The sequence below is a fragment of the Microcoleus sp. CAWBG58 genome, assembly GCF_020883045.1.
Taxonomy (GTDB): Bacteria; Cyanobacteriota; Cyanobacteriia; order Cyanobacteriales; family Microcoleaceae; genus Microcoleus.
In genome coordinates this window covers 16315-29734 of the sequence record NZ_JAHRFA010000026.1, presented here as the reverse complement: position 1 = coordinate 29734, position 13420 = coordinate 16315, and the positions used below count along the sequence as shown (strand labels likewise).

Sequence of the window (13420 nt, the reverse complement as noted above, 5' to 3'; positions counted from 1 at the left end):
AAACCAATGCAATGCGTAGTGATGTTTTGTCCATTAGTTGTTTTTACTGTTGAATGTGATTTTGGAAATCCAGTCAAGAACTTGAGTCATTTGTTCCCCTTGAAACTTTATTTGTTGACCTTGCAATTTCAACTGTTGCTCCATTTGTTGCCTTTGCTTAACAGCCTCCTTGATTTCTATTTCTCTTAGGCGAATTTCCTCTAGGTGCTCTTTCCTTTGCTGTCTTCTAAGTTGCCAAAAACTTATTGCTAATCCGAGGAACGCAATTATTAATCCGAGGAAGGCTATTACAGTTGTAGCAATGTCTGCCTTGACTAGGTCGATAAGCTTTTCCATTGCTGTTTATCTCACGTTAGCAATCGTCAAATATTCTGCTTGGATTACTGTAGTCTCGGTAAAAAATAGCACGGCTGTAGGTACCGATTTCACCAATTCTTCATCTATTTGCAGGAATTTTGGAGACGTTGAACAGACGGCGCCATTCCACGAGAATGGATAGTATTTGTCTTTCCCTGCATCGTAAACCCCCCATCTCCTTAGTCCAAAGGGCTTAGCTTGCCAGTGAACTAGACAAAAGTTGCCGACGAGATGAAATCTCTCAATTATTGGGTTGAAGTCCATTTTCAACTCAAATTCAGGCAAGTGAGGATAGGTTAGGCGTACTTTTGCCCGATCGGTCATCTCTATGGTTGGAAAAGTTTCGGAAATCATTTGATTAGCTAACTGCAATTATGCGACAGTGGAAACCTGTCGAAGGATTGACAAGAAGTCGCATTGGAAATAAGTCGTTTCGGTAGAGTCCTGGGATGGGAATTAAGTCGATCGTATTAATTGAGCCTTGGAAGAGTGCACACAGGCGCTCTATCAGCGGAGAGTCCTGAATGCGAGAAAAAAGTGCACAGGCAGCCTCTACGAATTCCCCTGATTGTGTATACTCCCCGGTGTCATCACTCTGGAAAACTATGAATAAAGTGTTTGGCGGGAACCATTCGGTGTAAGTTGGTGTTGCCGATTGAATGACAGTGTCTAAAACTGTAGTTAGCATTAGCCTTGATTTTCGCCGTGATATGTCAATTGTAGAGGCAGTCGAGGCTCTACCGACGGGCTAAAAGAGGTATATTCACCCACCTCTTTTATTTGCTCGGCTTGACGGTTGTCCCCTGGCGCATAGGGGACGATCACTTTGAAATTGCTCTCGCCTGATTTGTTTTGGGGTGAGCCGAAGCACGCGGAAATATAGCGCGGTTCGGCATTGCCAAGACGGTCGATAGTTGGGTTGTTTGTCGCTACTTGTCGAGCCAAAAGCAGGGGCGTCACGGGAGTTAATTGGTTCCCACCCTCATCATAGTATTGCCTTTGGCTGACCAAGCTGTCCTCCAAGTTATCTTGCGTGTATCGGATTTTTAAATCCCTGCCTCTGACCGTTTTAAAAGCCTTAATTTTTTGGGCGCTAGTCGGCATCTACCCCCATGATGGCGGTGCTTTCTGTATCATTTTCCCCTACGTCTTCCAGGAGTTCTTCTGCTTCGCTCATCTCGTCGAAGGATAGAAGGTCACACGCATCGGGGTCTATTGTGTTCGTTGTGGCAGACTTTAGGTCGATCCATTCAATCGAGCTTTTGCTACCCTTTCGTGTGGCTTTGTGTGCCCCAAGGAAACTGATTGTCCCGTTGGAGTTCGGTTCGGTTTTGATGATAATGTATCTCATTTTATTCCTTTGACGATCTCGCCATTTCCGCTGCTGGTAATTATCAAGGGGTTGCTTCGTATGCTTCCCCAGAATTGTATCCATTCAGGAGTTCCCGGCCTGAATGGATACTCGACCTGGTAGTTCAGCCCTTCCGTATCTGTCAGAACTGCTGTTCTTGGCTTGACATTGCGGGGTAATGTGCAAAATCCCCTGCCCTTGACTGCCGAGTTTTTGTATACCTCGGGCAACAAGTCGCCTTCTCCCAGCAGGGTGATTTGATAGTACGTTTTGCCGAGATCCGTAGTGTAATCGGCGCGCCAAAACATTAGGGCTAGGGTGTCGGTGCGGGTAACGCCCCTGGATTCTTCAAGCTGAATCGCTTATCCCATTCACCTCGGTAGCCCAGACACATTGTGTGGGGGACTGCCCGCAGCGCTAACCCACAAGCCCGGATTAGCTCAGGGGTTCGGGCGCTCATAGGAACAAGCATCGCTGATCTGGCGGTCGTTACCTCCGAGATTGCTTGACTGGGAGTGGCGTCGCTTGGCGCTACCACTCTGCGATTTTGGAGCATCACGACACGAAACCGCCGATGATGGAATGTCAGCTGGCGAAAGCCAGGGCATCTTGTTCTCGACGTATTCAGGGGACCTCCTGATATTAAGCACTCGTTAATAGCGGTTGCATATGCCGCATAAGGCGCATTGCCGGGAAGGTTCGTTGCCATTTTAAAGGCCTTGGAACTCATCTCAAGCACGCCATCTGTTTCATACGCCATGCTCCCCACATAAGAAGGTTCCTTTGTCCCAGCAGGAGTGTCTGTAATAGCCATCGGGACTGGCGGAAGCAGTGATGAAGTTGGATCTATTATGTCGATGATGTTGCTCCATGTTTCCCCTTCCAGGGAAACACAGATAACCCTAGCAATCCGATTTAATTGGGTTGCGATTGTGTTTGCTGTCGCAACTAAATTTGTTTTGCTTGGGACAGGAATTGACATTGTTTTTCCAGCCTCAAACCAAAATTTGAGCTTGCGTGGAGTCCACGGGTGACCTTCCGCGTCCTCGCATGGCACTCCTCTTGTGTTGACGATCGATCCACCCACTGCGGCAACGATTGCGTCTATCATTGCGTTGCTCATCCCGTCAGGGACTTTAAAGGTGTACTTGTAATTAAAAGGGTTGGCTGGCAACCCCCAATCTGGGAGATAATTATTTCCCCTGAATGTGATTCCTTCTGGTCTAGCCATTTATTTATATGGTAGGCTCGGATGCGAGCTCTAATGAGGTGGGCTGCAAGTCAAAATTGAGTGTGTAACTTTGGCGCAGAGTCCCTGGTGCGACATTTGTACCGGAGGCGATCGACGGATTGGGTTTTGCAACCGTCGCTTTGGTTGGTCGGGCCGCGGGAACTAGGGCGGCGAGTGCGAAATGACTGCGATCGACAATTTGCCGGAGAATTTCCATTCCGTTGCCAGTGGTTGCATTCGCTTCGGCCGCTGTTAGACCTGTTAGCGCGGCAATTGGGATTCTGATTTCATTGGATTCAAATGTGTATCCTGGGAAAAGTTCGGCGGGAGAAATTCTCATTCTTTATTTCCTGTTTGGTGTTTTGTTCTGGGCGATCTATCTGCGATCGAGGCGATCTACTATTTAAGGAATTGGGGCCGGTTCTGGCACAAGCTCAAGGAGTATTGGCTGCAAGTCAAAGCTCACTATGTAAGTTTGTCGCAAGGTTCCGGGCGGTAAATCAAATCCGATCGCGATCGTTGGATCTGGTTTGGCAATAATGCTTCTCGTCAGTTGCTCGGTAGGTTCCAACCTTGCAATGAAAATTGCCATCTTGTCGAGCATTTGGCGAACGATTTCCATCGCATTACCAGTGGTTGCATTCGCTTCGGCCGACGACAATGCCAGTGCTGCAATCGGGATTGTTATTTTTCCTGTCAATTCATCAAATTCATATCCGGGGATAACTTCTGTCGGCGGAATCATCGCTGTTGATTTGCTGATTGGCTGTTTTTAACTTAAACGCATCGGCCATTTTCTTGCAAGGTTTATGTACGAAAAATCACTCGTCGTGTTTAAAGGTAAAAGCACTCGACGAGTCTCACAGAATAAGGGGTCTGGCGGTTGTCGTAAGGCAAGGAAATGTGCGACAATTATATTTGAATATTTATTTATTTTTGGAACTATGCAGTCAACTCTTATGACGGTAAAAGTAACTACCGACCTCCTTATTAAAGTTAAGCAGCGGGCGCTAGACGAGCGAAAAAAGATGTGGGAAGTCGTTGCGGAGGCACTAAATAAACATTTAAATACATAAATATTTTTTTTAATGTCAATTTATGTTACCCGTCGGTCACCCATGCGGGTATTTTTCTTATTGTGTATAAATGCAAAGGAAATATAAGGTGCGATCGAAAACTTACCCCAGCACTTTTTACAGAAGCGCTGGAACGCAGGTTGACCCGCCCCCTTGTATTCCGCTTCGTAGTTATTGCGCTAAGTATTTTTTGAGCAAATCTCAGGTTTTGCGACTGCTCGGAAGAAAACAACTTTGCGCTGTGAGTTTCAAGAAAAAACTGTTTATTTCTGACAATCCACCGGAGTGAGAAACAATGGGAGCTATTTATAATTTAAATCCAGCGTCAGTACCAACGCCCCCGCAGCCATTAGCCAGAAATGCGGGAACGCCTGTTTCTACAGCTATTACTACCACTTCAAGTGTGGCGCTGGCCGCAAATGCGAACAGGGCAAATTACTCTTTTTATAATGCAGGCCCGGCAACGATTCTTTTACGAGAAGGAACAACCGTTGCTGCCAATTCATACGAAAGACCACTCCCGCCTGGATTTCATTTCCACAGTGAGCCGAGTTCCTATCGGTATACGGGGCCTGTGTCCATGATAGCAACTTCTGGAACAGCAACAGTGATGGTGACTGAATCCACGTTGATTTAATAAAAAATTGAGTTAGCATGGCAACTTTAACTAATTTAAACACTGGATTTCCACCGGAACTCGCGACAGATGCTGAAGTGGTAAGTGCGATCGCAAATCACATGGCCGCCACCGATCCACATCCCGCTTATCTGACGCAAGCGGAGGGCGATGGGCGTTACAGGCGATCTGCGATAGCTCTTACGGACACGGATATTCCGGCGGCAATCGCTCGTGATGCTGAAGTGGCAAGTGCGATCGCAGATCACGTAGCTGCCACCGATCCACATCCCACTTATCTCACAGTAGCCGAGGCGGACAGGCGGTATCAATTGATTTTGCCTATTTCGATTGCGCAGGTGCAAGTAGCGCCGCCCGCACAGATTAGCTATCCAGGAGGGGGGCAGCTTTTTGATTTGGGCTTTTTGGGCAACCTAAATCCTGGCTCGGCTGAAAGCTTGTTTGCCGTAGCAGTTTATATCCAGTTTATCTCCAATGGTCAGACATTTCCTCACTCGCAAGCAAGTGGGGCGACAATTCTCGCCCCAATCCAGTGGCAGAATACGGGGCGGGCTCAGCCTATATTTAATTTCCCAATGGAAAGCCATGACACTGATACGTTCACGGGCGGGATTCGGCTAGCTGCTACCGGACAACTGAGTACCAGAATGGTTCAAGTCTTCTTTACTCGAGCTTTTACCGCTTCCCTTATACGAGCGACATTCGTTCGCCTGCGCTAGTTCTTGCATCAATTATCCAATTAAATGCCTAGCGAACCTAATGCCTAGCGAACCTTTATTTACTAATTTCTTCGGTGCCGGCGCAACCCAAACGGCAACCCAACTCATTATCTTGAAAAATGATTTGGTTGCACCAGTCGGGCTGACCCCTAGCTATGATTTTACTCCTGCTGCGAACAACCGCAGCGAACAGTTATCTCTCGCCTTGATTCTGCGGTGGTTGCGAAATCAGGACCAAAGTACAGATTCTCAATTCATTATCAAACCGTTTGAGCAAACCCTAGAATTTCGATTCAACAAGTGGCAGCGAAGGTATTTTAGTGAGATTGAGATATTTCAGGATGATACGGTTTCTACGTTCCCTAATCCCAACTTAATTTAATGGCGATCGACAAACCTCTAACCGCTTTTTTTGGTGCCGGCGCAACCCAAACGGCAACAGCAGTCACCTTTAGTAAGGCTGATTTAAGAAGCTTGAGAACGCCCCCAGCTTTTACGGCTTTAGCACCTGCGGCAGTAAATAACGCTGAGTCTGTGGTGCTTGCATTGTTAATGAAAACATGGGAGGAACAGGATACTAGCCAGGATTCTCAACTGAGTATTTTTGGCCCAGAAGTTTCTTTGGTTGAGGTGATTTCAGATGGGGTTGCAAAACCTTTTGAGCAATATGTTTTTCAAGTTAGGGTGTTAGTGCCACGAGGCATTGCTATGCCCAACCCGAATTCTATTTAGTTTAAGTGAATAACAGGTAAAAATTATGGCAGCAGCAGAGCAACCGGTTTACGGGCAATACGATCCTAGTAGTGGTGGTTATACGGCAGTCAGTGGATCGCAAATTCAATCTTTGCAGGTAATTGCGAATGTTGTCGCAGGCCCCCCAATAATTATTGATCCGAAAACGGGGAAACCCTATCCCCCGAATTACATACCTGATGAACAAGCGCCGGGAACTCACGAAATGTGGACACCTGGATCTGCTATGGCTGATGATCGGAAGCTAAAAGCAGCTCGCGTCCAGGAAATTAATAGGAGTAATGTCGAAACAGCGACAAGGCCTCATCTAGAGAAGTTAATGAAAAAGGGAGACGAGTACATAGACGCTTATGAAACAGCTTCTGGTAAGTTTTCTGCTGAATTTGGGAAAGATCCAGGGAAGGCTATTAGTAACGCTTTGGGAGTTGGCGGGCAAGTTGTAGGGCAGGCTGTCAAAAGCGGACAACAACTTACCGGACAAGCTGTAAAAACCGGTCAGCAACTTGCGGGACAGGCTGTAAGGACAGGACAACAACTTGCCGGACAAGCTTCTGCATCTTTTGGCGGGGCGCCCCAGCCTCAGGCAAAGTTTAGTAATGGCAGTGGCGGGATGACCTCGGCACTTGTTTCCAAGGCTCCTGAACGGGCACTTACTGGCGGGGCTAGACCAGTATTTAGCGGCACTAGGAGGAATTAAATGGCGATCGATATGCCCGATCGAATTGCTCAGGTTGCAGCCAGAATTGCCCCGGCAACTAGCAATCAGGAAGCGATTTTATATACTTCAAGCAACGCATCTGTACTCGGAACAAACATCAACTACCAAGGGCACATGGCGGTGATTCGAGTCGCCTGCTACCTCGATTCAGTGCCTCCAACTTTTGCCCCTGTTATCCTCCCTACCGATACGCTCGCGCAGAAGGAGCAGAAGAATCAGATGTTTCGCGCGAATCCTAAAAAAGGGCTGCTTGTTTCTTTGCAGAATCCAAGCGGGCAAAATTTTGAAGTGGGAATGATTGACTTGTATAACGTAAAGCCAATTTTTTTCACAGGGATTAACGAGTTCTTCACTGACTTGGAATTCTACGGGGTTAGATTTGGATGGAAAATCCATGCAAAAATAATTGACCGAGGGCATGGATTGCTCCAGAATAATACTGGCGCTGGGCAACAGAATGATTGGGTATCTATTACTGGGTATGTGGTTGAGAAATCAAGTTTCTTGCAAGACCACAACAATATTGTTTACAACTATGTTGTATGAATTGTTGCAATAATCTTAATCGAGGCATTGCTGGTCAGCTAGCGGAACGCTTGACAGAGGATTCCTCTACGACAATTACTGTGTCTACATCCTCGACAACTCTTTTTGCTGCAAACCCGAATAGGAAGATAGTCAAAATTTATTGCTTATCTTTGATTATCCCTTCGGCGGAAATCTGGATTAGGTATGGTTCTGGCGCAACACTTTTCAATTCGGCGCATCCTTTGCTTTTGAGGAATTTGCTAATCATTGATTCCGCCCAAGCCGCAAATGCAATTTCTGCTGTTTGCTCTGCTGGTACGGCGCAGTTGAGGATAAGCTCTGCGAATATAATTCTATGAGAAGAGAGGGGCGGAAGGAATTTGGGGTTTATGCGCCTCCTTCTGGAGCCGATAGTATCCGGCGCTCTGAGCAGATTGGGCTTGACCTGACAAGCAGAATTAATAATATTGGATTAAAAAAATCGCCTGAAATTCGAGACTTAAACGAGAGGAGTATTGAGCGATCCAATCAATTAGGGATTGATTACAGGAATAAAATCAATAATATAATTAGACCATTTGATGAGAACATCCGCCAGGGATGGGGAGGCAATGCACCAGCACCAGCGCCAGCACCAGCACCAGCGCCAGCACCAGCACCAGCACCAGCATCAGCACCAGCACCAGCACCAGCACCTTACAATCCCAATAATTTAAGGATTGAGTCTGAGTGTCCGGACGGTACTCGCTGGACTGCAATGATAATGGCATGGAGATGGACAGTAGCCCTTCCTGTCTCCGAGGGCATGACGAAAATAAATGAAAGTTTTGAGGATAACGTTAAAAATTTTAACGGCGATCTTCGTGTCGGCTACAAGCCAAATTACCCAGCAGATGCGGATAAAGTGTTTGGCGCTGGTCAGTGGGGGTTTTTTAAAGGAAAATTCGACGTTACTGTTAATATTGGTTCCCACTGGCTATCAAACACAGGTTCTTCTTTCGATTCTTATATAATCTTCATTCGACAGCAATACGATTATATTGAATATTTCCACAAAGATTACCCAGGGTTTGGTCGAATCCGTGGGGAGGTTTCTAACTTTAAATCTACTTTGGTTTCTATTAGACCTCCGCCTAAATGCCGAGGGGGAACTCGCCCCCCTCCGACGCCGATACCCTTCTTTTTTCCTGGCAATGCTTCGCCCCCTCCCCCCCCTCATAGAAAAATGTGCGGATGTGACTGTAATACTATTGCCTCTATAATTGCTGAGCAGATGGCTGAAAAACAGCGGTTGCTTGACGCTATTAAACAACATATTGATAGCCGTGCTGTCGAACAATTGGAACTTGTTAATAAAATGCTTCAGGACATGGAAATGAATGTGGATTTGCAACCCGTCATTGACGAGTTGAAACGGGTTGAGCAAACTCTTTGGAATGGAATTAGTGGAGGGTAAATGCCGGCACCACTTGCATTTGTTCCGCTGGCTATTAAGATAGGTGTCGGCGCCGCAAAGGCTGCCACCGCTACAAAAGTGGCGGCTGCTGCTGGCGTGGGAGCGAAGGTCGGGATTGGTGCGCTTCCACTGACGGCGGCGCCGATCGTCCCTGTCGCAAAAGTCGTCGCAACAGGAGCCGCTGCTGCCAAGGTATCTGTTGTTACTGGCGCTGTCCCGCTTGGGCTAAAAAGTGCTGCTGTAACCGGGGCTGTCGCCAAAGGATCTACTGGGCTTGGGCTTGGTAAAATCGGCCAGGCAGTCGGCATCGCGGCCGTCAAGGGAATTGCGGCTGTTCAGGCAGACCAAGCTTTGAAGGGAGACCAGAAACCTAAGGTTGCTACGAGTCCGCCGATCGGCGACCCCCGGCAAGCAAACCAGACACAATCGCAAGCCCAGCCTCAAACGCGATCGCCCATTGGCGACCCCCGGCAAGCAAACCGAACACAAACCCAGCCTCAGACTGTCGGCAGAGCCGATCCTTTTGCGCCGATCGCACCTGAATTCGATGAGCCGGTGCGTGGTTCGCGATCGCCTAAAATGACTCCCATTCCTGGGCTCGACACAACCCCCAGCGGAGCGTTAGGTTTCCCCGCGCGACCAGGAACCGGCCGCATCAAGCTCGATCCGATTGACTCTTCCCGCCAAGGACTTTCCACACCCACTTCTCTCGATCAGGCTGGTCAGGGCGGGGTTAATTTGCTAACCCCTATTGTCGATTTTTTGAAAGATTTAGATCTGGATATTCAAGAGCTAAAAAATCCAGATTTTAGTCCGCTATTGGAACAAATTCAGAAAATAATCGATCCTGTGTCAGAGCAAATACAGGAGCTACCTAAGGCTATTTTGTCGGGCATTACTGAATTGCTTAATCCCATTGTTGGGCTGATTACTACCACGTTGCAAGGGGTAATCAAAATTCCTCAGTTAAATGCTGATGCGATGATTGAGACTATAGCCCCTCTGCTCTTAGGGCTTTTGATTATAGAATCTCTTTTTGATAGTTTGACTGATGCTATCAAAGGCATAAACCTAAAGATGCAGGTAGAGATTCCGCAGGGCTTGGCAATGCAGATGGAAGTTCCTCAGGGCTTGGCAATGCAGATGGAAGTTCCTCAGGGCTTGGCAATGCAGATGGAAGTTCCTCAGGGCTTGGCAATGCAGATGGAGGTTCCTCAGGGCTTGGCAATGCAGATGGAAGTTCCTCAGGGCTTGGCAATGCAGATGGAAGTTCCTCAGGGCTTGGCAATGCAGATGGAAGTTCCACAAACTTTAACTGTCGTCGCCGACCTGCCTACCCCCGACATTGAGGCTAAATTAAAGAAGCTTCAAAAAACGGCGGAGGAAACTAAAAAAGAGTTAGAACAATGCTGTAAAGATATCAATGACAAGCTGAAGAAAAAGAAGAAGGAGGACGACGACAGATTCCCCGACTTCAAAAATTCAGGGCTGATTGAATGCGATGGCGCGACGATTCCCTACAGCTATTCTGGACCCGGCTTGATCGGGATTCAGAAGCAGCTAGATGTCATCTTAGGTGTCAACAAAATGGCACTCAAGAAAATTTGTGATGTGGAGTATTCGGCATCATTCCCAGATATCTTTGGTGCCGGAACTTACGTTTGTGGTAGCACAGTTTTTACTTATGATTATTCCGGTGCTGGCTTACTTGGGTTGAGTGACCAAGTTGGGGAGTTGACGGTGCTAAATAAGAAAATACTGGCAGAAGTTTGCGATCGAGACGATGTTGATATTGCTGGCCAAATTGATTTTGTGGATTGCGATGGAGGCACGCAGGTGCTGCTCTACAATGGCGATGGGATTGCTGGCTTGTCGAGCCAAATTTCAGCGTTTACCGAGTTGCAAAAATTGTCTTATGCCAAGGCTTGTGAAACTCCTGTCTGCGTCCCCGTTCAACCAGGCGATGAATTTGCAGAGTTTGATGTACCAAGGCAACTGGTGTTAACTTGGGGCGAAAACTATCCCAAGCAAACAGGCAGTTTGTGGCACACTCACATCCCGAATCCCCGCGAGGATTTAGAATGGTGTCGCGATTTCGATAACTTGATTTATACCAAGGGAAATGTCTATGGTCGCTTGCTTTGGGGTGGATCTAAAATCAAATCCGGTGTGCGTGCCGAGACGGAGGACGAGGCGGAAAGGATTTTAGATTTGATTGATAATTTGTCGGTCTCTGAAGGCAAGCTGCGAATTACAAAAGGCGGCGCGGTAAAACTAAATCCGGCGGTTCGGTCGGTACGTTGTGTTCGCGCTGCGATCGCTCAACTCGGCCCGAATGGAGTTCCTGAAACAGTGAAATGCTTCGTTCCGCCGATCGAGGGGTGCTAACCCGGTTGAAAAATGTCCCAAAAATGGGACGTTTTTCATTTACTGCTGAGTCATGATCCTTTTTGGTTTTCTTTTTCCCGGTTGGTTTTATTTTCCATGGCGGGGAGAATCTTTTCTAAAAGATCTTTTAATTCTTTAGAAGGATCCAATTTTTCTTCATAAGGAACAACACATAAGAAATTATTATTGTTTAAAAATCTTGGCGAGGTTTTTTCAAACAATAAGTCATCCTTATCTATTTGCCCTTGGATTCGGGCCCGTCGCCGTCTGGCTGATACCAGGCGATGATCTAATAGATAAACATTGCAGTGAGGCTTCCACCAGTCGCCGTGCATGGAAAATAAGCCATCTTCCACGCACAATCCTGACGGCATCCCTTTGAGATGTGGGAGTTTCTCTACCAGTTGCTTTTTGATTATTGGCGGCAACTCTTGGCGATATCCTCGCACCGGTGCCGCTACCAATCGGTAGCTGTTTGAAAGGTGGCGACTAACAGTCGATTGACTAATCCCCCGGCTGTTAGCGATCGCACTTTGACTTCCGCCATAGAAGCGGAATTCCGAATCACAATAAATAAACCGATCGCCCTTTCCCAGTACCCGCGCCGGATAGTCGCAGGTGTGCAGGTCGATCGGCTTAACTATTTGCGTCGGAGTTTTCCCAGGGTCGTCGCCCTGGGATTTTACTTGCTGGATCTCTTCCTGCCTTACTCGGTGGAGAGATGCGCGTTGCAAGCTCTGGGCTTCCACTTCTGTAGCGAGTATGTGGATGTTAGCCAAATCATCAATATTTATGGCGGCGATCGGGCCGAGCTTCTCAATGCCGGTGAGAGCGATCGCTTTTTCTAAGCTGCTGTAAAAAACTGTAATCCAATTCTTGGACTGTGAATAGTCGCGAATTAATCCCGACTTTTTGGCAGCGCACAATAACTTTCTGACGTGGCCTTCGCTGCGATTTAAAATTATACTTGCTGCTGCCAGTGTGAATTTTCCAATTCCCGATCCTTTGCACTTACCGCCATGGCTCCAGCGCGAAATATCGAAGCGGCGCGCGAGCAGCCAGACACTCATCTGACGGCCAAAATGCGGGAACAATCGTACCGGGAAGCGCACTAAATCTGGTTCCTTATCGCTGACATACTCGCTATGCCAGTTTTCGCAGAGTTCAATTAGCCATTCTGGGGCTGGAGCGGGCGGATGTTGTAGCGGGCTGTTGATCCATTCATAGGGTTTGCCGGTGTCTGGGTGGATGCTTGGTGGCAATACGCTTTGACTATCGAGCCAGCGAAATTCCAAGCACTCCTCTTTCCCGTCATCGCCTGATATTCCCGTGCCGATTCTGCGCGTGCGAAGGCGATGCCAGTCAGCTTCCGGCACCGAAAATAAACACTGTTTTCTGCCAGCTCGGCCGCTTGTCCAGGCAGTTGTTGCCGAGAAATCTGCGAGGCTGTTTTCGCCTGCTAATTTGACTAGGAGCTTGGCGGCCGAGTCGCCATCAATGTCGATTGCTAGCAGCCCATTTCCCAACTTCAGCCCTATGCCGGTTGCCTTGCCGTTTTCTAGTTCGGTGAGGATTTCTAGGCGATTGAACTGCCTAGAATTCCAATTTTTCTGATAGGGCCGTTTTCCCGATACTGGCACGAGCGGCCAATTCTCGGGAATCTCTAGCAGGGTTGGTAGTGTCTGGGTGGCTTGCATTTTGCTACACGTCCACCAAGAAAATCATGGGAACCAGTTCTGAAGTTGGAGTTTTTTGTAAGTTGCCTTCTTCGTAATACTTGACCCAAACAATTGGCATTTCTCCTTGGGAGAAACCAAGCCCGGTTATTTTCCCCAACAGTACCGGCTGACGCGAATGACAGATGGTGTGTCCGATTCTAAGTGCTTCAAATTTTTGCAGGTTTTCAAGCTTTTTGTTTAGCGTCTTTATATTCCCGTTGAGATTTTCTATGTCCTTTTTCCTAGATGTATTAATCTTAGTTTTCTCGTATTTATCTATCAGCTCGATGAATTTATTGCGGATGCTAGCTATTTGAATTGGGATTTCTGGGGGAACCCATAAATCTTTTACGACTGTGTCTACGACTGTGTCTACGACTGTGTCTACGACTGTGTCTACGACTGTGTCTACGACTGTGTCTACGACTGTGTCTACGACTGTGTCTACGACTGTGTCTACGACTGTGTCTACGACTGTGTCTACGACT

General features: G+C 47.5%; 18 protein-coding genes. 8 read left to right on the top strand and 10 right to left on the bottom strand.

The window, feature by feature from the left end; all coding sequences use genetic code 11:
- Positions 1–33: 33 nt before the first annotated feature.
- The 7 genes from QZ918_RS13825 to QZ918_RS13795 all read right to left on the bottom strand — a co-directional run bounded on the left by QZ918_RS13825 (position 34) and on the right by QZ918_RS13795 (position 3684).
- The gene (locus tag QZ918_RS13825; protein ID WP_293335954.1) at positions 34–336 is read right to left on the bottom strand and encodes a hypothetical protein; all 303 of its coding nucleotides are present in this window, start codon (positions 334–336) and stop codon (positions 34–36) included.
- A gap of 6 nt (positions 337–342) precedes the next feature.
- The gene (locus QZ918_RS13820; RefSeq protein WP_293335952.1) at positions 343–711 is read right to left on the bottom strand and encodes a hypothetical protein; all 369 of its coding nucleotides are present in this window, start codon (positions 709–711) and stop codon (positions 343–345) included.
- Between the two features lie 4 nt (positions 712–715).
- Positions 716–1045, bottom strand: a complete 330-nt coding sequence (locus tag QZ918_RS13815) for a hypothetical protein (RefSeq protein WP_293335950.1) — start codon at positions 1043–1045, stop codon at positions 716–718.
- Positions 1045–1461: a hypothetical protein gene (locus QZ918_RS13810; RefSeq protein ID WP_293335948.1), complete on the bottom strand. Its 417-nt coding sequence runs from the start codon at positions 1459–1461 to the stop codon at positions 1045–1047. Before QZ918_RS13810 ends, QZ918_RS13815 begins: the two co-directional genes overlap by 1 nt.
- Positions 1451–1708 carry a hypothetical protein gene (locus QZ918_RS13805; protein WP_293335946.1) on the bottom strand — a complete coding sequence of 86 codons (258 nt, stop codon included), beginning with the start codon at positions 1706–1708 and terminating at the stop codon, positions 1451–1453. The genes QZ918_RS13810 and QZ918_RS13805 overlap by 11 nt, the downstream gene beginning before the upstream one ends.
- 1235 nt (positions 1709–2943) lie before the next feature.
- Positions 2944–3279: a hypothetical protein gene (locus QZ918_RS13800; RefSeq protein ID WP_293335944.1), complete on the bottom strand. Its 336-nt coding sequence runs from the start codon at positions 3277–3279 to the stop codon at positions 2944–2946.
- 63 nt (positions 3280–3342) lie between these two features.
- Entirely contained in the window at positions 3343–3684 is a 342-nt protein-coding gene (locus QZ918_RS13795) for a hypothetical protein (protein ID WP_293335942.1), read from the bottom strand.
- A 626-nt stretch (positions 3685–4310) separates the two neighbouring features.
- Here QZ918_RS13795 and QZ918_RS13790 point away from each other — a divergent pair.
- Genes QZ918_RS13790 through QZ918_RS13765 form a run of 6 tightly spaced genes read left to right on the top strand, consistent with a single transcriptional unit; the run spans position 4311 to position 7388 of the window.
- Positions 4311–4652 carry a hypothetical protein gene (locus tag QZ918_RS13790; RefSeq protein ID WP_293335941.1) on the top strand — a complete coding sequence of 114 codons (342 nt, stop codon included), beginning with the start codon at positions 4311–4313 and terminating at the stop codon, positions 4650–4652.
- Positions 4653–4669: 17 nt separating this feature from the next.
- Positions 4670–5371, top strand: a complete 702-nt coding sequence (locus QZ918_RS13785) for a hypothetical protein (RefSeq protein WP_293335939.1) — start codon at positions 4670–4672, stop codon at positions 5369–5371.
- 40 nt (positions 5372–5411) lie between these two features.
- A complete protein-coding gene (locus QZ918_RS13780) occupies positions 5412–5753 on the top strand; it encodes a hypothetical protein (RefSeq protein ID WP_293335937.1) in 342 nt (113 codons plus the stop codon).
- Positions 5753–6103, top strand: coding sequence for a hypothetical protein (locus QZ918_RS13775; protein WP_293335935.1), 351 nt, complete (start codon positions 5753–5755; stop codon positions 6101–6103). The genes QZ918_RS13780 and QZ918_RS13775 overlap by 1 nt, the downstream gene beginning before the upstream one ends.
- Before the next feature lie 25 nt (positions 6104–6128).
- Positions 6129–6821 (top strand): hypothetical protein, encoded by a 693-nt coding sequence (locus QZ918_RS13770; RefSeq protein WP_293335933.1) that lies wholly within the window; start codon positions 6129–6131, stop codon positions 6819–6821.
- Between the two features lie 12 nt (positions 6822–6833).
- A complete protein-coding gene (locus tag QZ918_RS13765) occupies positions 6834–7388 on the top strand; it encodes a hypothetical protein (protein WP_293335931.1) in 555 nt (184 codons plus the stop codon).
- 551 nt (positions 7389–7939) lie between these two features.
- Here the strand turns inward: QZ918_RS13765 and QZ918_RS13760 are convergent.
- Positions 7940–8128, bottom strand: coding sequence for a hypothetical protein (locus tag QZ918_RS13760; protein WP_293335929.1), 189 nt, complete (start codon positions 8126–8128; stop codon positions 7940–7942).
- Between the two features lie 47 nt (positions 8129–8175).
- Between QZ918_RS13760 and QZ918_RS13755 the strand changes: the two genes are divergently transcribed.
- Both QZ918_RS13755 and QZ918_RS13750 read left to right on the top strand, forming a co-directional pair.
- Complete coding sequence (locus QZ918_RS13755; protein ID WP_293335927.1) at positions 8176–8826, top strand: hypothetical protein; 651 nt, start codon at positions 8176–8178, stop codon at positions 8824–8826.
- Positions 8827–11214, top strand: coding sequence for a phage tail family protein (locus QZ918_RS13750; RefSeq protein ID WP_293335925.1), 2388 nt, complete (start codon positions 8827–8829; stop codon positions 11212–11214).
- Positions 11215–11264: 50 nt separating this feature from the next.
- Here the strand turns inward: QZ918_RS13750 and QZ918_RS13745 are convergent, their stop codons facing one another.
- A complete protein-coding gene (locus tag QZ918_RS13745) occupies positions 11265–12911 on the bottom strand; it encodes a bifunctional DNA primase/polymerase (protein WP_293335923.1) in 1647 nt (548 codons plus the stop codon).
- Positions 12912–12915: 4 nt separating this feature from the next.
- Positions 12916–13420, bottom strand: a 505-nt coding sequence (locus QZ918_RS13740; protein WP_293335921.1) for a hypothetical protein, incomplete at its 5' end; no start/stop codon positions are given.